Source organism: Olivibacter sp. LS-1, assembly GCF_008245145.1.
Taxonomy (GTDB): Bacteria; Bacteroidota; Bacteroidia; order Sphingobacteriales; family Sphingobacteriaceae; genus Olivibacter; species Olivibacter oleidegradans.
The window spans coordinates 5078095-5096626 of the sequence record NZ_CP041643.1; the positions used below are offsets into that span (position 1 = coordinate 5078095).

Annotated in this window: 18 protein-coding genes; 9 read left to right on the plus strand and 9 right to left on the minus strand. The window is 41.6% G+C overall.

Going from position 1 to position 18532, the window contains the following annotated elements:
• Positions 1-303 precede the first annotated feature (303 nt).
• The gene (locus FKG96_RS21010) at positions 304-1185 is read right to left on the minus strand and encodes a hypothetical protein (RefSeq protein WP_130858504.1); all 882 of its coding nucleotides are present in this window, start codon (positions 1183-1185) and stop codon (positions 304-306) included.
• A gap of 73 nt (positions 1186-1258) precedes the next feature.
• Here FKG96_RS21010 and FKG96_RS21015 point away from each other — a divergent pair, with 73 nt between their 5' ends.
• On the plus strand, positions 1259-2590 hold the full coding sequence (locus tag FKG96_RS21015) for an MBL fold metallo-hydrolase (RefSeq protein WP_165447094.1): 1332 nt from the start codon (positions 1259-1261) through the stop codon (positions 2588-2590).
• A 136-nt stretch (positions 2591-2726) separates the two neighbouring features.
• Complete coding sequence (gene mnmD / locus FKG96_RS21020) at positions 2727-3404, plus strand: tRNA (5-methylaminomethyl-2-thiouridine)(34)-methyltransferase MnmD (RefSeq protein ID WP_130858506.1); 678 nt, start codon at positions 2727-2729, stop codon at positions 3402-3404.
• A gap of 123 nt (positions 3405-3527) precedes the next feature.
• Here the strand turns inward: mnmD and FKG96_RS21025 are convergent, their stop codons facing one another.
• The 3 genes from FKG96_RS21025 to proS all read right to left on the minus strand — a co-directional run bounded on the left by FKG96_RS21025 (position 3528) and on the right by proS (position 7206).
• Positions 3528-4394 (minus strand): TIGR02757 family protein, encoded by an 867-nt coding sequence (locus tag FKG96_RS21025; protein WP_149105992.1) that lies wholly within the window; start codon positions 4392-4394, stop codon positions 3528-3530.
• A gap of 70 nt (positions 4395-4464) precedes the next feature.
• A complete protein-coding gene (locus FKG96_RS21030) occupies positions 4465-5607 on the minus strand; it encodes a cystathionine gamma-synthase (RefSeq protein ID WP_130858508.1) in 1143 nt (380 codons plus the stop codon).
• Positions 5608-5733: 126 nt separating this feature from the next.
• Entirely contained in the window at positions 5734-7206 is a 1473-nt protein-coding gene (gene proS, locus FKG96_RS21035) for a proline--tRNA ligase (protein ID WP_149105993.1), read from the minus strand.
• A 231-nt stretch (positions 7207-7437) separates the two neighbouring features.
• Here proS and FKG96_RS21040 point away from each other — a divergent pair, with 231 nt between their 5' ends.
• The 3 genes from FKG96_RS21040 to FKG96_RS21050 all read left to right on the plus strand — a co-directional run bounded on the left by FKG96_RS21040 (position 7438) and on the right by FKG96_RS21050 (position 10922).
• Positions 7438-8634, plus strand: coding sequence for a hypothetical protein (locus tag FKG96_RS21040; RefSeq protein WP_149105994.1), 1197 nt, complete (start codon positions 7438-7440; stop codon positions 8632-8634).
• A gap of 110 nt (positions 8635-8744) precedes the next feature.
• Positions 8745-10277 (plus strand): OmpP1/FadL family transporter, encoded by a 1533-nt coding sequence (locus FKG96_RS21045; protein WP_130856825.1) that lies wholly within the window; start codon positions 8745-8747, stop codon positions 10275-10277.
• 180 nt (positions 10278-10457) lie between these two features.
• On the plus strand, positions 10458-10922 hold the full coding sequence (locus FKG96_RS21050) for an ATPase (RefSeq protein WP_130856824.1): 465 nt from the start codon (positions 10458-10460) through the stop codon (positions 10920-10922).
• A 380-nt stretch (positions 10923-11302) separates the two neighbouring features.
• Here the strand turns inward: FKG96_RS21050 and FKG96_RS21055 are convergent, their stop codons facing one another.
• The gene (locus FKG96_RS21055; protein ID WP_149105995.1) at positions 11303-12457 is read right to left on the minus strand and encodes a hypothetical protein; all 1155 of its coding nucleotides are present in this window, start codon (positions 12455-12457) and stop codon (positions 11303-11305) included.
• 5 nt (positions 12458-12462) lie between these two features.
• Complete coding sequence (locus FKG96_RS21060; protein ID WP_246860311.1) at positions 12463-13107, minus strand: RNA polymerase sigma factor; 645 nt, start codon at positions 13105-13107, stop codon at positions 12463-12465.
• A 137-nt stretch (positions 13108-13244) separates the two neighbouring features.
• Here FKG96_RS21060 and FKG96_RS21065 point away from each other — a divergent pair, with 137 nt between their 5' ends.
• Genes FKG96_RS21065 through FKG96_RS21075 form a run of 3 tightly spaced genes read left to right on the plus strand, consistent with a single transcriptional unit; the run spans position 13245 to position 15163 of the window.
• Positions 13245-13619, plus strand: a complete 375-nt coding sequence (locus FKG96_RS21065; RefSeq protein WP_149105996.1) for a hypothetical protein — start codon at positions 13245-13247, stop codon at positions 13617-13619.
• Between the two features lie 12 nt (positions 13620-13631).
• Positions 13632-14189 (plus strand): YceI family protein, encoded by a 558-nt coding sequence (locus FKG96_RS21070; protein ID WP_149105997.1) that lies wholly within the window; start codon positions 13632-13634, stop codon positions 14187-14189.
• Positions 14190-14197: 8 nt separating this feature from the next.
• A complete protein-coding gene (locus FKG96_RS21075; RefSeq protein ID WP_149105998.1) occupies positions 14198-15163 on the plus strand; it encodes a DUF5777 family beta-barrel protein in 966 nt (321 codons plus the stop codon).
• 59 nt (positions 15164-15222) lie between these two features.
• On the opposite strand, the gene FKG96_RS21080 is transcribed toward FKG96_RS21075, so the two are convergent.
• The 3 genes from FKG96_RS21080 to FKG96_RS21090 form a co-directional block, all read right to left on the minus strand.
• Positions 15223-15498, minus strand: coding sequence for a hypothetical protein (locus FKG96_RS21080; RefSeq protein ID WP_149105999.1), 276 nt, complete (start codon positions 15496-15498; stop codon positions 15223-15225).
• 204 nt (positions 15499-15702) lie between these two features.
• Positions 15703-16182, minus strand: coding sequence for a Dps family protein (locus FKG96_RS21085; RefSeq protein WP_013667879.1), 480 nt, complete (start codon positions 16180-16182; stop codon positions 15703-15705).
• Positions 16183-16266: 84 nt separating this feature from the next.
• Positions 16267-17643, minus strand: a complete 1377-nt coding sequence (locus FKG96_RS21090) for an NfeD family protein (RefSeq protein WP_341273589.1) — start codon at positions 17641-17643, stop codon at positions 16267-16269.
• 144 nt (positions 17644-17787) lie between these two features.
• Here FKG96_RS21090 and FKG96_RS21095 point away from each other — a divergent pair, with 144 nt between their 5' ends.
• Complete coding sequence (locus FKG96_RS21095) at positions 17788-18531, plus strand: DUF4905 domain-containing protein (protein WP_130856817.1); 744 nt, start codon at positions 17788-17790, stop codon at positions 18529-18531.
• Position 18532: the final 1 nt, after the last annotated feature.

Here is an 18532-nt window from a genome sequence, read left to right on the forward strand (position 1 = left end):
CATGTTACAAAGTTGATGAACCTCACCATTTCAATGAAAAGGCAAACGTTACAAAATATATACCTAGCCCTTTCAACCGTTAACAGCATAGCAGCAAGCAGATAAAAACAAAGCACAAAACACTCATTAACAAACACTTACAAACAAACAAAAGAACCATTAAGTTTATGTTAAATAGAAGTTAGCTTTGGAGCAGTGAGAAGTAAGATTGAAGGTATAAGGTGGAGTATGATATCCATAAGGCTTATAGCTTATAGCCTATTGCTTATAGCTTATAGCCTATTGCTTATAGCTTATAGCCTATTACTTAAAGCCCGCATGTCTCTTATGAAAATAAATATGTGCGGGCAATCCAAAAGGTTTTTCACTTGTCGTATAATAACCGGACCCGTCCCGTGCAAAAGTGATTGCTTCGCCTTGCGGTTCGGGCTGATAAGGCTGCATAGTGCCTTCATGACGAAACATTTCGGGTATAGATTCACCTTGCTTACGCTTCCAATAATACACATTCAGTAGATTTTTTATCAGCACCTCCTTACCATCCGGCGAGATATCGGCACTTGTAACAAAGGTATAAGGAATGGAAATACGCTTTTTCAGGGTAATCGTATCAGTTTTCTGTGCAGGAAGTATCGCTTCATAGACACCAACATGCAGGTCGCGCTTACTTATAATATAGAGCTTTTTATCAATAGGGTCGAAAAATAGGGACTCAGCGTCTTTCGGACCGTCTTCATAGCGAAGAGTGTACGTTGTAATGGACTGTTTAGGAATGGTATCAACAACGTTGTTCTCATTAATTTTTGGCTCTTCAAACTTATGAACATAAATAGTTGAATGTTTTGCCAAATTGTCGCCAATATCGCCAACTAATAAATAAGACTTCCCGCTATCTTTCATGGCAGCCATATCTTCCCAATCACGGGCGTCAATTCCTTCTAAATAATAGGTTGTTTTATGTCTCGCCGCGCTATCCAGCAAAAACACACGGGCCTGATCACCGCTATCGTTGTGTGTCCAGAAATAACCTGGATTATAACCACTGCAGACTAAACCCGAAGCTTCGTCGATAGCGTCATAAGCAATCTCGCCTTTATCGATTGCTTCTCCAAATTCACCTTGTTCTATGGGGCAGAATACGGTAAGAAGAAACGATATACCGATGATGTGAATAATTAAACGCATAGTAATTTATTTGACAATTAAAGGTTCCCCCTCCCTGACCATTTTTTGTACCTTTGCCCATATTTTGGTTGACATGCAGATAGAACAATTTTACGACACCGGGCTCTCCCATGCTTCTTACGCTATTGTTAGTAATAACGAAATGGTACTGGTTGATCCGGCAAGAGATCCTGAGCCGTACCTCGCCTTTGCAAGAGAAAATCATGCCAAAATTATCGGCATCATTGAAACACATCCTCATGCAGATTTTGTAAGCAGTCATTTGGAGCTTCATAAACGTACGGGAGCCGCCATTTATACCAGTAAGTTAGTAGAAGCGGATTATCCACATCAATCTTTTGACGAAAACGATGTGATTGAAATTGGTAGTCATACTTTAAAAGCACTTAATACTCCCGGACATTCACCCGACAGTATTTGTGTACTGTTGAGCGATCAAACCGGAAAAGAATTGGCTTTGTTTACAGGTGATACCCTTTTCGTTGGAGACGTTGGACGACCCGATCTTCGCGAAAATGTTGGAAATGTAAAGGCAAAAGCGACCGAATTGGCAAAAGCCATGTATCATACCTTGCACAGCAAAATCATGAAGTTACCGGCTGACGTTGTAGTCTATCCCGCACATGGCCCTGGCTCGCTTTGTGGCAGGAGCATGAGTAAAGAGTTACAAAGCACTATTGGCAAAGAGCTCAAAGAAAACCCGGTTTTACGCCCCATGGAAGAGTCGGAATTTGTAGAATTGCTAATGGATGACCAGCCTTTTATTCCAAAGTACTTTGTCCATGATGTAGCAATCAATCGTTCGGGGGCCGACGATTTGGAAGCAAGCTTGGCACACATTATACGTATAGTGGAATCAGAAATTGAAAACACTACCGCTTTGCTCATCGATACGCGCCCTGCACATGTATTCAGAGCCGGGCATTATCCACATGCCATTAATATTCCGGATGGCAACAAATTTGAGACCTGGGTCGGCAGTATTGTTGGGCCGGGCGAATCATTCTATTTAATTGTTGCGGAAGAACGAAACGCGGATGGTTTATTACGTAAACTGGCCAAGATCGGTTATGAGAGTCAGTGTAAAGGCTATCTTACATCAACGGAAAGCAGTAATGTAAGTCCAGCGTTCGATCTTTCTTTTTTCAAAGAAAACGAAACTGACTTTACAATTATCGACATTCGCAATGATAGCGAGCTAAAGAAGGGCAAGTTGTTTAAGGAAGCCATTCATATACCCCTGCCCCGATTACGGGAATCGCTTCAAGCAATACCGGAAGAAAAGCCGATTGTCGTACATTGCGCCGGCGGCTATCGCTCGGCTATCGGCTCGAGCATTATTGCCGCTCGTGTAGCGGTACCTGTATACGATTTAAGTACTGCTGTACATGAATTTGAGAAATAGTTGAGTGGTTGAGTAGAGAAGTAGTTGAGTGGCTTAACGCTTTGATAATTCAACGTTTTAACTACTCAACATTTTAAACGATTCACCTATTTAACGTTTCGACAACTCAACTATTCAACAACTTAACGTAAAACAAATGAACTTTGTAATAACCGCTGACGGCTCGAAAACTATTTTCCATGAAACGGTCGGAGAGCATTATCACTCCAAGCATGGAGCGGTGCAGGAAAGCAGGCATGTATTTCTTCAATCCGGGTTACAATACCTCCTCCAACAGGGGTTAACTTCACAAAATGAGAAAGTATCGATTCTAGAGGTAGGATTCGGAACAGGTCTTAATTTTTTGTTGACCGCGGATTATTGCTTGAAACAAAACATTAAACTAACCTATACCGGTATTGAAGCCTATCCACTCGAAGTTGAGGTGATTGCACAAACGGGTTATGACAAAGAAGTAGATGCTACTCTTTGGCATTCATTCTTGGAGCATTATGGCCAAGCTCTATCCAATCCACAATGCTTAGTGAACGAAATAGACTTAACGATTGCCCATCAAGAAGTACTTAGCTTCAACAGCAAACAACGTGTTGACGTACTTTATTTTGATGCCTTCGCTGCGATTCATCAGCCGGAAATGTGGACATTGGAAACGCTTGAACATGCATGTTCCTTTCTAAAACCGGGAGGCGTATTTGTAACCTATGCTATTACAGGCAACCTAAAGCGTACGATGAAAAGTCTGGGATTTTCCATAGAAAAAGCACCCGGAGCACCGGGAAAGCGGGAGATGTTAAGGGCTGTTAAAATTGGTTAATTAGGTAGTGGAATGGTTAAGTTGTTAAATAGTTAAGTAGTAAAATCTCGACTACTCAATGTTTTGACCTCTCAATTAACGTCTCAACTACTCAACGTTTTGACTTCTCAACCACTCGACAATTTACAATTCCCCTTCAACCCCCAGCCCGAATAAAGCAAAGTCGTATTTCACGGGATCGTTGGCATCTAGTAGTCGAAGGTTGTCTGTTAGTTCAACAGCCGTATTCCAATCCGTCTGTTTACGCGTAATTAAACCTAAATGCCTGGCAACCCGTTCAACATGTACATCGCAGGGACAAATTAACTCGCTCATTCTTATTCGCTTCCAAATGCCGAAATCCACTCCTCGAAGATCATTGCGAACCATCCAGCGTAAAAACATATTAAGGCGTTTACAAGTTGACTTTTGAGCCGGTGAACTGATATGTTTTCGTGTGCGGGTAGGGTAATCCGGTAAACTAAAAAAATATGCCCGAAAACGATTCAATGCATCTTCAACCTTTAAATTCGGACGTATAAGCTCAGTTTGATAACATACATTACTGCTCATCTCTTGACTTGATACAGTTTCTTCCTGCCCCTCCATTAAAAAGTCTTCCCTAAACTCGCTCGACATCGATGAAGGCAAAAACGCATCCTCCAGGGAGTTAAAACGTTCATAATGCGCTCTGAAAAAGCTGACGAAATACAGCAAGTCAGTATCATTAAAAGTTCGATGCTTGAAGCCCAACAAGCCTTTCAAATCATCTGGTTCATGTCCTATAATAAACGCATAAGGCTTTCCATCCATTCTGTCAATTAGTTCGCGGCATTTATTAATAATGGTTTTCCGTTGTCCCCAAGCTAATACCGCTGCGAAAAAGCCCATGATTTCCACATCCTGCTTTACTGAAAATTGATGCGGAATGCAGATCGGATCATTTTCAATAAATCCAGGCTGATTATATTGTTCAACCTTACGATCGAGGAAGTCTTTTAAATGAAGCATTTAGCAGTTAGCATTTAGTGATTAGTGGTCAACAAACAGCTATTAATTCGTACAACGTATAACCTAAAGCTTATAACTTAAGAGCTTGCTCCAAATCTTTCAAAAGGTCTTCAATATCTTCGACACCAACACTAATGCGGATTAGATTATCAACAACTCCGACTTTTTCTCTAATTTCTTTTGGAATAGAGCCGTGGGTCATGGTAGCGGGATGGTTGATCAAAGATTCAACGCCTCCCAACGATTCGGCTAAAGAAAAAACTTTAAACGAGGAAGCTACTTTGAAGGTATCCTGTAGGGAGGCGTCCTTTAAAACAATGGAAATCATACCACCGAAATCGCGCATCTGTTTTTTAGCTACTTCATGATTTGGGTGGTCTTCAAAACCCGGCCAATATACCTTTTCAATTCTTGGATGATTCCGTAAGAATTGGGCTATCTGCCTACCATTCTCACAATGAGCTTTCATACGAAGATGAAGCGTTTTTATACCGCGAAGAGCCAGGAAACTATCTTGAGGCCCCGGTGTACCGCCACATGCGTTATAATAAAAGAACAATTGCTTATACAATTCTTCATTATTGGTGACTAAAGCGCCCATCACCACATCGCTATGTCCGGCTATATATTTCGTAACTGAATGCATTACAATATCTGCGCCTAAATCGATCGGATTTTGTAAATAAGGCGAAGCAAAGGTATTGTCCACTACATATAGAACGCCAGCCTCTTTCGCAATGAGTCCTACCGCTTCAATATCAACAATTTGCATCGTTGGATTCGTAGGAGTTTCAATCCAGATCAGCTTTGTTTGATCGTTTAAATAAGACCGGATAGTTTCAGGCCTCGTGAAGTCAACAAAATGGAACTTAATACCAAACTTCTCAAACACTTTTGTAAAGATCCGATACGAACCGCCGTATAAATCATTACCCGTAATAACCTCGTCCCCTGGCTTTAGCAAGCGTAGCACCGTATCGGTAGCGGCCATACCACTGGAGAAAGCCAAACCATATTTAGCATTTTCCAAGGCTGCAATACATTCCTCCAGTGCTTTGCGCGTCGGATTGGTACCTCGCGAGTATTCATAACCTTTATGTTCCCCAGGCGATTGTTGCCAGTACGTCGATGTCTGATAAATCGGCGTCATCACCGCTCCGGTTGTCGGATCGGGATGCTGCCCTGCATGTATAGCTTTTGTTGCGAATTTCATAAATTTCGTTATTCGTTGTTAGTTGTTAGTTATTCGTTGTTAGTTGTTAGTTATTGACTATGAACAAGAACTAATAACCAATTATCGATTATGACTAAGAACCAGTAACCGATAACTAATAACCAATTAATAAGCCTTAGCAAACAACACCCGTTGTTTTGATGGTTTGCCCGTAAATATACACGTTCCTTCTTCCTCTTTATTATTAAGAGGAATACAGCGGATGGTCGCTTTGGTTTCCTCCTTGACTCTTTTCTCCGTTTCTACTGTACCATCCCAATGGGCCGAGATAAAGCCGCCCTCCCCTTCAAGCACCTTTTTAAATTCTTCATAAGAATTTACTTCGGTAATGTGTGCATCGCGGTAAGTTAGTGCTTTTTGGTAGATATTCTCCTGTATAGTAATTAATAATTGTTCGATGGCTTCCGCTAATCCTATTTGCGGAACCGTTTCTTTGCTTTGCGTATCCCTTCTTGCCAGCTCCACAGTTCCATTTTGCAAATCACGAGCTCCTATCGCTACACGGACCGGCACTCCCTTAAGCTCCCATTCGGCAAATTTGAATCCGGGACGTTGCGTATCACGGTCGTCATATTTGGCGGAAATCCCCTTTTGCTTCAATTGTGCTATTAAGTTATCGGCAAGTGCGCCTATCTGCCGGCTCTCTTCTTCTGTTTTATAAATCGGTACAATAACTACTTGGATAGGCGCTAATTTAGGAGGCAAAACCAATCCGGCATCATCCGAGTGGGCCATAATTAAAGCACCCATCAAGCGGGTAGATACCCCCCAAGAGGTTGCCCATACATAATCCAGCTTGCCTTCTTTCGACGTAAATTTAACGTCAAAGGCCTTTGCAAAATTCTGCCCTAAAAAGTGGGAGGTGCCTGCCTGTAAAGCTTTACCATCTTGCATAAGCGCCTCGATGCAATAGGTATCTAAAGCTCCCGCAAAACGTTCGTTCTCCGTTTTTCTTCCACGAACCACAGGTAAAGCCATCCATTCTTCGGCAAAAGTAGCGTATACATTCAGCATACGTTCTGTTTCTTCCACAGCTTCCTCGCTTGTGGCATGCGCCGTATGCCCTTCTTGCCATAAAAATTCAGCTGTTCTCAAAAATAGACGCGTGCGCATCTCCCAACGTACGACATTGGCCCATTGATTGACCAAGATGGGTAAATCGCGATAAGACTGTATCCAGCCTTTGTAAGTATTCCATATAATGGTTTCCGAGGTTGGTCTTACAATTAACTCTTCCTCTAATTTTGCCTCTTCGTCAACAATGATTTGTCCATTTCCGTCATTTTTAAGACGGTAGTGTGTCACAACGGCACACTCTGTGGCAAAACCTTCCACGTGAGAAGCCTCTTTTGAAAAAAATGACTTTGGTATGAAGAGCGGAAAATAGGCGTTGCTGTGGCCGGTGTCTTTAAACATTTGGTCAAGTGCCGCTTGCATTTTTTCCCATATAGCGTATCCATAGGGCTTAATAACCATACATCCACGTACGGCGGAATGTTCTGCTAAATCGGCTTTACTTACTAATTCATTATACCATTGCGAATAGTCTTCATTTCTGCTAGTTATACCTTTACTCATTGTTGTATGTTTGGAATAAAAATTGTACTTTAAATGGAAAGCAAAAGGAACTGTTAAAATTTGTTAAAAATGTTAAAATCACTGTAAAGTTACTTCCATTTTGCGAATGTAAGGATTATTAAATTATTTTTGTAGCAGACGCATTTTTACAACCGTTTACCTATTAAACCTTTTCGGTTTAACGGTGTCTAACGTTATAAAGACCACAAAATTATTTGAAAGGAAAGAACAATGAAAAGTAAACCATTAATCATAAAAAGTGCCATATTGATAGGTGCCTTATCCTTAGGATCTTGCGCTACCAGTCAGTACGCACAGAATACTTTTCAGGATGATGTTTATGGAGGGAAGACAAAGGCAAAGGAGATCGCCTATCGCAGCCCGGACTATTACGATGAGTATGCCGAGCCTGCAGAAGGTTACGATGAATATGCAGATACGGATACCAATGCTTATGCCGACCAATATGCAGATCAGAATGGAAGATATTACGACGATGAATATGCGGACAGCTATGGGGATGCATATGCAGACGAATATAGCGACTCTGAATATGCCAATCGTATCAATCGCTTTTACTATGCGACACCAGGCATGTCCTATTACGACCCATTTTTTGACCCTTGGTATGGCTATGCCGGCTGGGGCGGTGGTTTTGGCTGGGGCGGCGGCTTCGGCTTAGGTTTTGGTTGGAGAAGTGGCTGGGGTTGGGGTGGTGGCTTCGGCTGGGGCGGATACTGGGGTAACCCATATTACGCTGGTGGCTGGGGCGGCTGGTACTCACCTTGGTGGGGACCCTACTCCTATTACGGCGCTGGCTGGGGCTGGGGCGGCGGCTACTGGGGTGGCGGCTGGGGCTATCCAGGCTGGGGCTGGGGTGGTGGTTACATAAGCCGCGGAAACTATCAGCCTCGTTCATATGCCGATAACTATAGAGGGTCAAGATCGTCTATAACTCGAATTAACCGAGGTGTTACCGGACGGGTTACTTCAGGTAGTTCAAGACCTGCCAGAGGTGTGGTTTCCGGTGGGTCGGCTTCAAGCTATAGAGGTCGAGGCGGCCGGTCTTCATCCGATGCCAATATTAACTCATCAAGAGGTTCATCATATAACGGTTCGGCAAGAGGCAGTAGACCTGCAATTAGCAGACCGAATTATGGAAGATCCGAAGGCTTGTCAAGACCCGGTTATTCCCGTCCAGCTACAACAGGCTCAAGACCTGGCGTTACTAGACCTTCAGGATCTTATTCCAGACCAGCTCGACCAACTAATTCAAGACCGAGTGAAGGTTATTCACGCCCTACCTCAAGGCCATCCTATACTCCGTCTCCGAGTCGTTCGTCCGGAGGATTTAGCGGCGGTGGTGGCATGAGCAGAGGCGGTGGCGGCGGTTCCGGCAGCTCGTCTAGAGGTCGCGGAGGACGATAATCTTAGATAAAAATAAAGCCGACCTTTTTTGATCAATTGTTTCAAAATTAGTCGGCTTTATTATTACATAACATAAAGCAATCCACTTATTACTAATTAATTTACTTCTCATGAATAATAAGAAATTAGCAACTCTTTGTCTGTTTTTATTTACAGCGGTTGCTTCTAGGGGTCAAAATTTGGATGAGTCGCTTTTATTTTCACAATACGAGCAAGGCGCCACAGCTCGCTTTAAAGCGATGGGAAATGCGCAAACGGCACTGGGTGGGGATATTAGCAACATCGCCGGTAACCCCGCTGGTCTTGGTTTTTTCAACAATTCCGACATAAGCTTATCGCTGGATTATTTCGGTGATAAGAATAAAGCCACTTACTTTGGTTCCCAAACAGAGAGCACCCGAGATCGCTTCGGTTTAAATCAGTTAGGTATCGTTTTTAATCTCCCGTCTATGCGTGCGAGAGGTGCTAATCTAGATCAGGGTTGGCTTAACTTCAATGTAGGTTTAAGTTATAATAAAACGAACAGCTTTATATCCAACTTGAATTATTCAGGACAAAACAACGAATCAAGTATTGCCGACTATATGGCCGATCCTAGAACAGGTGTTGCTCACGACTTTGGTTGGGATGCGGGTTTAGTTGATATTGGCGCAGACAATCTGTATTTCCCTATGGGTGTTCCGGATAATACACAACGTTCTTTCACACAAACTAAGGGATCTCAATCAGAAACCAACCTGTCATTTGGGGCCAACTACAGCAATAAACTTTATCTAGGTGCATCCGTTGCATTTTCTTCTATTGATCATCGCACCTATAGGCGGTTTGAAGAGGATGGCTACCTGTTCGATGATAGAGTCGTAGACCAAGGCTCTCGTTTCCTAAACCCACAACAAGGTTCTGATGATCCTCGTTTCTACAACGAATTATTGAATTCCGATTATTACTACGATGATGATTACGAAGGGCATACAAAAGGCGCCGGTGTAAATGTAAAGCTTGGATTAATTTATCGCCCTACCGACATTATTCGTATCGGACTTTCGGCCACGACACCTACTTGGTATAATATGTCAACTGATTATTCAGATTATTATGGGATTACTAACTTTCACCCGGAAACAGGTGCGGAAATTTCGTGGTATGAATACGAGCCGGAGTACAGTTCATATGACTACAATTTAAGGACGCCATATCGTGTAAATGGTGGTATTTCCGCGGTATTTAGCAAAGGTCTGATCAGCGCAGACGTCGAATTCGTCAACTATAAAAGCATGAAAATCACTACAGATGTTGCTGACCTTGATATGCAATATGCAGAAGACATAAAAAATACATATAAAGGAGCCGTTAACTTAAAGGTCGGTGGTGAATATGTTGTTACGCCACAATTTATGATTCGCGCCGGTTATAACCATACGGGCAATCCTTACGAAAACGTAGATTATAAAGCACAATCGATTACCGGTGGTTTAGGTTTCCGCTTTGGCAACTATTACGTCGATGCAACTTATCAAAACTGGAGACAAGAGTATGATACAACGCCGTACGCTCTAGCTGCTGATTATCCGGTAAATTCGCCTATTGCCAGCGTTAAAAATACCCGTAACAATGTGTTCTTAACTATTGGCGCTAAATTTTAGTGCGATAATCGTAATCGCAAAATATAAAAAGGGTTAAGTAAAGATACTTAGCCCTTTTCCGTTTATTGGAAGCCAATCCTGTAGATTTCTGCATCGCTAAAGTGAAGTCTCCCAAACCAATTCATCCTTCACTTGTTAGCAAGATACGGTAAGTGTCAAAGCAGCCATAACAAAAGTAATATGGGAGATATTAGAAAAAAAATAATGTTTGATGCACCTTTGCAAAGGTCTTTTGATATTTTTCTGAGTGATTTGGGAATTTGGTGGCCTAAAGAGTACACTTGGTCGAAAGAAGAGTTGGTTGCCATCAAAGTCAATCCGACCGTCAATGGTTTTCTTACTGAAATAGGCCCATACGGCTTTCAGTGTGACTGGGGGCGAATTATAAAATTTGATCCATATACTTTAACTTTTCTTTGGCAAATAGGGCCTAACCGTGTGCCCGAACCAAACCCTGACAAAGCTAGTGAGGTGGAAATTTCCTTTAGCGAAGGCAACGAATGCACAACGATGATTTTGGAACATCGAAATTTTTCAAAGCATGGCGAAAAGGGCCCTGCTTACCGGGAAATGATGGATGCACCGGAAGGATGGGATTATATTCTGGCTTGTTTCGTAGAATATTTACTAACCAAAACGGCTTAAAAGACTGTAGCTTTCAGCAATCGGCTTTATTGACTTCAGCTTTCGGATATCAGCTTTCGGCTTTAGTCGGTGCTACTGCTACGAATAGGGTCGTAAGCTATACGCTGTAAGCTTTAGGCAACACTAGCTCCATCATCAAATTGGCTAATCGGCTAATTAACAACTCCACAACTCAACTATTTAACTATTGACTAACCGACCGTAGGGAGCTCATGAACCGAGCGCAACGAGCTCATGAATGCCAATAAAAAGCAAACAACAATGAATAATACCATTGAAAATAAATACTTATGAATAATTTAAGCTATAAGCAGCAATAAGCTCTAAGCCATCTGATGATCTCATTGGCTAATCGGCTAATTAGCTACTCAACCACTTAACTATTTTCCCAATTTAAAACTAACCGAAACGGCTAAGCCCTTTGAGTCCAATTTTGTCCGCCCATAACCGATCCCTGTTAAAGGTAATTTGACAAATGGCCTAACGCCGATTGTGACTTGGTTGTTCAACTGTTGTTCAAAAGTTGCCGAAATATTCGCTACGCCAAAAGGATGGTTATTTTGCCCTCTTACTTCATAGTTAGTGCGTTGCTTATCTTTATATGGATCACCGGTATCGTAACTAAATTCATATTGCTCTCGTAACATGAAATAGCTGGAAGCACCTCCGTTCAAGGTAATACGGGTTGCACCTTTATTGTAAACCTGATAATTAAGTTCTATAGGCACATCCAACACATCGCAAGCAGCATCTACCTGACTGGGTGTTGCTCCGTAGCTTCTTTGTATTTTGGGCCGGTAAAAACTGTAAGGTGAGTTATAATTCTTTCGTGCGTATAATACGCCGCCTGAAACGCTTAATTTCTTACTTAATGGTAGCGTATATAATACACCAATATTTTGGCTTAGCTGAGGATTACCGGCACCTCGTACGCTTGTTAAATCAGGCGCTGCTAAGATGGTTAAGTAAGATGGTCTTCTTTCTCGGTTGATCGTTAATTTTGGTTCAGACAAAATTTCTGCATCTGATGTATTAAATGAATATACAGGTGCTGGTTTTAGGCTTTGCCCTACTTTTCCAAGTAAGCCGTTCGTTCCTGCTTGCACTGTTAAGGTATCTTTATATATGTTTTCCGATATAGCTTCCAATCTACCCGTTCGTTCGTTAGATTTGTCTTCAAGAAGAGGGATGGAAATCGTTGGTGACGTATTCTTCGATGGCGCCTTATCATTTTTAACGATCTGATCGACAATAGGTGGTACCGGCTTATCTATATGCGTTTTTTTAGATATGATACTATCTTCCTTTTTAACCACTTCAACAGACTGATCACTTGTAATGGGCCACCAGATGACAAGAAAAACCAGTATAACAGCCGCAGCGGCACTTAAAGAGCTAAGCCAAATAAGTCTTACCTTCTTTTTCCTATTGTTGACGAGCTTTTCTTCCATAGCTATCCAGTGCATCTCATCGTAAGATACTTCCGGGTTGTTCAACCCTTCTCTGAATAGATCATCGAGTTTCTTCTTCTCCATCACACTTATTCACTAAGGTTCTTGTCTGCTTCATTTCTGCCGACATTCAAGTCGATCGCCTTTAGCATCTCCATCAATTTTGCCCTGGCCTTAAACAGGTTAGATTTGGATGTTCCGACAGAAATATGCAACATTCCTGCTATTTCTTCATGGCTATATCCTTCAATTGCATAGAGGTTAAAAACCGTACGATAGGACGGGCTTAACGACTGTACCATGAATAATAGGTCTTGATAGTTTAGTTTCTCATAGATTGCTTCGTCAGACCCGGCCTGATCGTAATCCATTATATTTTCATTTCCTGCAAATTTAAGGTTAGCTCTATAATAATCGATTGCCGCATTGGCCATAATACGACCTATCCAAGCAGTAAAAGGTTTAGTGTGGTCGTATTTCTTGATATGCTTAAATACCTTAAAAAAACCATCGTTCATAATGCTGGCGGCGTCTATTTTATTACTCGCATAACGTTGGCAAATTCCCATCGAATATGCATAGTAATGTCTATAGAGTTCCTTTTGGGAATTCCGATCCTCTTTAATACATCCCTGTATTAGCTTCGATATGACTTCTTCCTGATTCTCCTTTGGTGCCACCAAGCCCTCCTTCCAATAAGCATTACGAATGCCGTAAAAAAAAGGTTGCTTCAAAGCTAAAATTATTTGTGCGTGTAATGACAAAATTGGTAACAAATATTTTGCAATTTTTATAAAGCTAGGCAACCCTTTTGTCATGCGCTCCGTATTTAGAGTATCAATCAAAAAAAATAAAACGAATAGGTTAGCTTATGAAAGTCACGAAAAAAAAATCACTTTACACACTTGCTGTTTTAGCAAGTTTTATCGCTGTTATATACAGCTGTTCTAAAGATCAAGCAGTGGAGCCTGAAAAACCTGGCAATGAAGAAGTAACCGCTGAAAATGTTAGTTATAGCAATTTCGCCGGAGCCCTGTTTCAAACGAAATGCGCCGGTTGCCATGCTGCAGGTGGCGGTGCAAGTGGCCGTTGGACTTTCTCCGGCTTTGCATCTGTTCGGGATAATGGAGCGAGAATCAACAATGTCGTGCTAGTAACTGGTACCATGCCTGTCGGCGGTTCACTAAGTGCTAACGAAAAAGCGCTATTAAAAGCCTGGTTTGATCGTAATATGCCTGAACAATAACAATTAGAAATTATGATTCAGAAAATAGTTTTATCCTTATTTCTTATAATCCCTCTTTCTGTTGCAGTTTCAAAGGCACAGAACACCTTTGTAAGTAACGGGGCTACGATATCTTTTTTTAGCAGTACGCCCGTTGAAGATATAGAAGGTGTTAGTAAAAACGGACTTTCCGCACTGGACGTAAATACGGGAGACATTGTATTCAAGGTGAAAAACACCACGTTTCAATTCAAAAAAAAATTAATGCAGGAACATTTCAATGAAAATTATATGGAGAGCGACCGATATCCGTTTTCTGAATTTAAGGGAAAAATAAATGATCCTGGAAAATTGAGAAACGATGGGACCTACCAATGCATGATTAGCGGTGTACTTACCGTTCATGGTGTTGCTAAAAGTTACACTGCACCGGTTAAAATAACCGTGAACAATGGTGCGATCACAGCTAGCTGTACGTTCAAGGTAAAAACGGCCGACCATGATATTGAAGTTCCAACCATCGTTATAAAAAATATAGCAGAAACCTTAGACGTTAAGGTTGCTGCTATTTACCAAGCTAAAACTCCTTAAGTCATCCTATGAAGCGTATCACATTTTTTCTCCCTTATTTTCTATTGATCATTCCCTTTTCTCGTTTGTTCGCGCAGAGCGATTTAGAGGCGTTAATTCAAGAGGATAGTACCACGCGCGAAAAGGTGAGTGCCACTTTTAAGTCCAACCATTTAATCAATGCACAGTCGACCGAAACGATCCATAAAAAGGAACTCGAATTCCGGGTAGATCACCGATTTGGAGATATTGCAGGAGGTAGTGGGGGTATCGGAAATTTCTTCGGTCTTGATCAGTCGACAGACATCCGCATTGGTTTTGATTATGGTATATCTGACCGATTTAATGTTGGGATTGCCCGTGCAAAGGGTGCCACTGCGGCAACACAATTATATGAAGCCAATTTCAAATATCGTTTTCTAGAACAAACTACTGATAACGCTATTCCGGTAAGTCTTGCCTTTTTTGGAAGTGGGACGGTAAGCGGTGTTAAGGCTTCTGACGATCCTACAGCCTCGACCTCCTATAAGAATTTCGGCGATCGGATAACCTATGTTAGTCAGTTGATTGTGGCAAGAAAATTTAGTCCTAGCTTTTCTTTTGAACTTATTCCGAGTTACGTACATCGGAACTATACGATTTTTGGCGATCAAAATGGTGTATTTGCCTTAGGTGCCGGTGGTCGGTTAAAGATTAGCAAACGGATGGCTATTGTAGCAGACTACTTTCTTCCTTTTAGAAGCAAAGACAAAAAGGAATACGTAGAAAACATCAATCAGCAGAAGTTCTACGACGCCTTAGGTGTTGGTTTAGAAATCGAAACAGGCGGCCATGTCTTCCATTTAAATTTCACTAATGCCACAGCCATTCAGGAATCGCAATTTATACCGGAAACTACGACATCTTGGGGTAAAGGGCAGTATAGATGGGGCTTCAGTATATCTAGAAGATTTTCATTTAATAAAGATAGAGAAGGAAAAGCGGGTGGGTATTAGCGATTGACCACCCTAAGGAACAAGGGTTAAAGTTTAGAAAATCGCACCTGACTGCTGGGCTATGAACGCTTAGCAATCACTTTTTTAACGGCACCTGGCAGCGCAAACTTAATAAGGCTAATCAACCCAATAAGTGCCCACAGCCCGTTAGCTACCGTGTTTGGTGTATCGTGATTGTAAAAAGCACTGATTACGAGAAATAATCCACCTAATGCGTTTAGCAACTGGTATTTCCAACCATTGGAATGAATATAACCTAGGCTAACCAACAAGTAACCGGAAGTACAACAGGCAACGCCGATCCAACCTAACAAGTTAATTGTTTCTAAAGACATGAACATAAACTATTTATCAAAAATAAATAGTTTGCTACTTTAGGAGCCTACATACTGTATTAATTAATTGTTAAAAGGTAGATTGAAATACAAAGGCTTGTCTCAGGTTGACATTCTCCCGTATCTATGCCATATCAATACCGCTACGCTCGACGACGCAAGAAAACGAACTTTTAGACAAGCCCAATGTATAGATTCAAGGTGTTATTGCTTATTGAGAAAGGCTCTTAACATCCAGTTTTGCTTTTCGTTAAACTGCATAAATGCGTTCACCATATCGTTGGAACCTTCATCATTTGCTTCGTCCGTAATTTCTAGCAGGTCCCGTTGCAAAGCGATCAATACTTCAAGGTCCTCTACCACAGCTTTCACCAGATCGACATCCGACATTCCGATGGTATCTATTTCCTTGATCTCCGCTGTCTCAAGATAGTCCTGATATCGGCTGAGCGGTGATTTCCCTAAGGTTAGTATACGCTCTGCTAGCTCATCAATGGTTGTAATCGCATTATTATATAATTCTTCAAATTTAGCATGTAATGTAAAGAAGTGCGAGCCTCTTACATTCCAATGACAACCACGTAGTTTTTGATAGTGAACATGATAGTTTGCCAATAAATCATTTAGGTGATCTACAACAGGTCTTAATTTTTTCTCTTCTAAACTAATTGCTTTTGGATTCATACATTATATTTTTTGTTAGTACCCTAAGCATGCGATCTGCATGCCGGGAATGACCTACTTATAACGTTTTGGCTTATGAATTGTTTAATACACCTGATCGTCCTTCTTTTTTCTGACAAAAAGATTATAGTTCTCGTGCTTTTCAACGTAAACAATAGTATCCTTATCGATGAACCCATCTAAGGCCACGGCATCATACCATTTCCCTTCAATCTCGATTTTACCCGAAGGACGCAAGGCCGTCTTGGCGACTCCTTCTTTGTTAATTAAATTAAGATTTCTTACAGAAGAGACGTATCCTTTACCCGACTGTTGCTCATCGGCTAAAACCAGCCGTTGAAATGCACTGGAACGCAGAATGCTTTTGCCGAAAATGACACAAAGAATAATAGAAGCAATAGTAGCGGCGATTACAATAACGAAGGAAGTCATTACTTGGTTAGGCTCAACAGGTTGAAAGTTAAAGTTCTGATTGGGTACCATGCTGAATGCCAGTCCACATACCAATGCAATGATTCCCAGAATACCCGCAACACCAAAACCCGGTATGACAAAGACTTCGAGTAACAGCAAAATAATACCGATTATGAATAAGGCGATCTCCCAATTATCGGCCAGTCCCTGGATATATAACGGAGCAAAGAATAGAAGTGCAGCTATGATGGCGACTATCAATGCAAAACCGATGCCCGGCGTTTGCATTTCGAAATAAATTCCGCCAATAATCAGTAAAATCAGCACGCTACTCACTGCCGGATTGATAAGAAAATTAATAAAGCTATCAACCCATGTGCTTTGATACCGGGTGATAGATGCCCCTTTTAGACCTTCTTTAGCAAGTATCTCTGTCGAACTAACCACTTCGCCATTGATCATACCAATTTTTAGCGCTTCTTGTGTCGTCAAAGTAAGTACTTTGCCAGCCTCTTTTAATTCCGGTAGCACGACATCCGGGTCCACAAAAGCTTCTGCTACTCGTGGATCTCTCCCCTTTGCTTCAGCCGTTGCCCGCATTAAGCTCCGCATATAGGATTGATATTTCTCCGGCATCACCTCTCCTTGAGGATTTACCACGCTGGCAGCCCCTATGCTTGCACCTTTAACCATATAGATTTTATCACAGGCAAGCGCCACCAGCGCACCGGCAGAAGCCGCATTATGGTTTATAAAAGCAATGGTTTTCAGCTCCGACTCTAATATCTTAGTTCGTATGGAATCGGCGTAATTAAGCATTCCACCGTAGGTATTGATTTCGATTAAAATATAATCGGCATGATGTGCTTTAGCTGCACTAAATGCTTTTTCAGTTTTACGCCAGGCTGCCGGGCCAATTTCTTCACTTAAGTAATATTGATAAACGGTGGCCGTTTCCTGCGTTTTGCCTATTGCAGAACCGGGTAAAAATAACGCAATTAACAGTCCTATTGAAAGCCACTGCCGTAGGCTTCTGTCTTTTATCATAAGCATTGTCTTTATTTTTCTCCTTTTACCGATAAAGCTTCTTTTCCTTTGCACGCTTTTAAAGGGATTTTCCATATAAAGATACTATTTTTGTCAGATGGTTATAGAAGAAAGATGAAAGAGGGTAGCAATAATCGTTAACGAATGACAAAAGCATTTTCTTACTTATATGAAGGCACTATTTGGAAGATAGACATCCATGAACTATCCGGTATGCTTGCCATCGAATGGAGAGATCAGGATGGGCTGCCCTACTTTTCGGTTATTCATTATCGCAGTGGTCGTTTGTTATCCGATCACATACACTATGGCGATCGTTGGTGGACGCTGGCAGCGGTGAATACCAACCAACTGTTCCTGCAGCATTATCCGCAACCAAACCAAGGGCAAACGCAGGGACTTGTAGCTATCGATATACATAGTAAACAGGTCACCTGGGAGCAATTCAATCTGCAATTCGTAGAGCTTACACAGGAAGGAATAGCGGTAAAGCAACGATTTTCAGATACGAATGCGGTCAGCTTGCTGGAGCCTTTGTCGGGAAGTATACTTGAAAATCATACATTACTAAATAAACTGTCGCCTTTGCCCAGAAATATACGCTCGGCCTCCCCTGTTCACCGGACTCCTCCACTTCCAATTACAAGCACTTTAGTTGGCCCCTATTTCTTTCTGGAAACTGACGGTAAAGAGCTGTGGGCCTATCATGAGAGGAAAGAAGATAAGTTACAACTCATATTAACGGTTATTCAAGAGCACAACGTACAATTTAAGGAATGTATAGTTGATCGATTAGATCATCTGCTGCCGGAAGTCTTTTTTATGGTTGGCCAACAATTGTTTTTTGTAACGAATAATAAACGAGAAATTGTTTCGTATTTTGTATAAT

Excerpts from the sequence above, each read along its gene's own strand:
- FKG96_RS21090 (WP_341273589.1), bottom strand. The coding sequence starts at position 17,643 with ATGATAAAAGACAGAAGCCTACGGCAGTGGCTTTCAATAGGACTGTTA.
- FKG96_RS21045 (WP_130856825.1), top strand. The coding sequence starts at position 8,745 with ATGAATAATAAGAAATTAGCAACTCTTTGTCTGTTTTTATTTACAGCG.
- FKG96_RS21080 (WP_149105999.1), bottom strand. The coding sequence starts at position 15,498 with ATGTCTTTAGAAACAATTAACTTGTTAGGTTGGATCGGCGTTGCCTGT.
- proS (WP_149105993.1), bottom strand. The coding sequence starts at position 7,206 with ATGAGTAAAGGTATAACTAGCAGAAATGAAGACTATTCGCAATGGTAT.
- FKG96_RS21070 (WP_149105997.1), top strand. The coding sequence starts at position 13,632 with ATGATTCAGAAAATAGTTTTATCCTTATTTCTTATAATCCCTCTTTCT.
- FKG96_RS21095 (WP_130856817.1), top strand. The coding sequence starts at position 17,788 with ATGACAAAAGCATTTTCTTACTTATATGAAGGCACTATTTGGAAGATA.
- FKG96_RS21050 (WP_130856824.1), top strand. The coding sequence starts at position 10,458 with ATGGGAGATATTAGAAAAAAAATAATGTTTGATGCACCTTTGCAAAGG.
- FKG96_RS21085 (WP_013667879.1), bottom strand. The coding sequence starts at position 16,182 with ATGAATCCAAAAGCAATTAGTTTAGAAGAGAAAAAATTAAGACCTGTT.
- FKG96_RS21015 (WP_165447094.1), top strand. The coding sequence starts at position 1,259 with ATGCAGATAGAACAATTTTACGACACCGGGCTCTCCCATGCTTCTTAC.
- FKG96_RS21075 (WP_149105998.1), top strand. The coding sequence starts at position 14,198 with ATGAAGCGTATCACATTTTTTCTCCCTTATTTTCTATTGATCATTCCC.
- FKG96_RS21040 (WP_149105994.1), top strand. The coding sequence starts at position 7,438 with ATGAAAAGTAAACCATTAATCATAAAAAGTGCCATATTGATAGGTGCC.
- mnmD (WP_130858506.1), top strand. The coding sequence starts at position 2,727 with ATGAACTTTGTAATAACCGCTGACGGCTCGAAAACTATTTTCCATGAA.
- FKG96_RS21010 (WP_130858504.1), bottom strand. The coding sequence starts at position 1,185 with ATGCGTTTAATTATTCACATCATCGGTATATCGTTTCTTCTTACCGTA.
- FKG96_RS21065 (WP_149105996.1), top strand. The coding sequence starts at position 13,245 with ATGAAAGTCACGAAAAAAAAATCACTTTACACACTTGCTGTTTTAGCA.
- FKG96_RS21055 (WP_149105995.1), bottom strand. The coding sequence starts at position 12,457 with ATGGAGAAGAAGAAACTCGATGATCTATTCAGAGAAGGGTTGAACAAC.
- FKG96_RS21030 (WP_130858508.1), bottom strand. The coding sequence starts at position 5,607 with ATGAAATTCGCAACAAAAGCTATACATGCAGGGCAGCATCCCGATCCG.
- FKG96_RS21025 (WP_149105992.1), bottom strand. The coding sequence starts at position 4,394 with ATGCTTCATTTAAAAGACTTCCTCGATCGTAAGGTTGAACAATATAAT.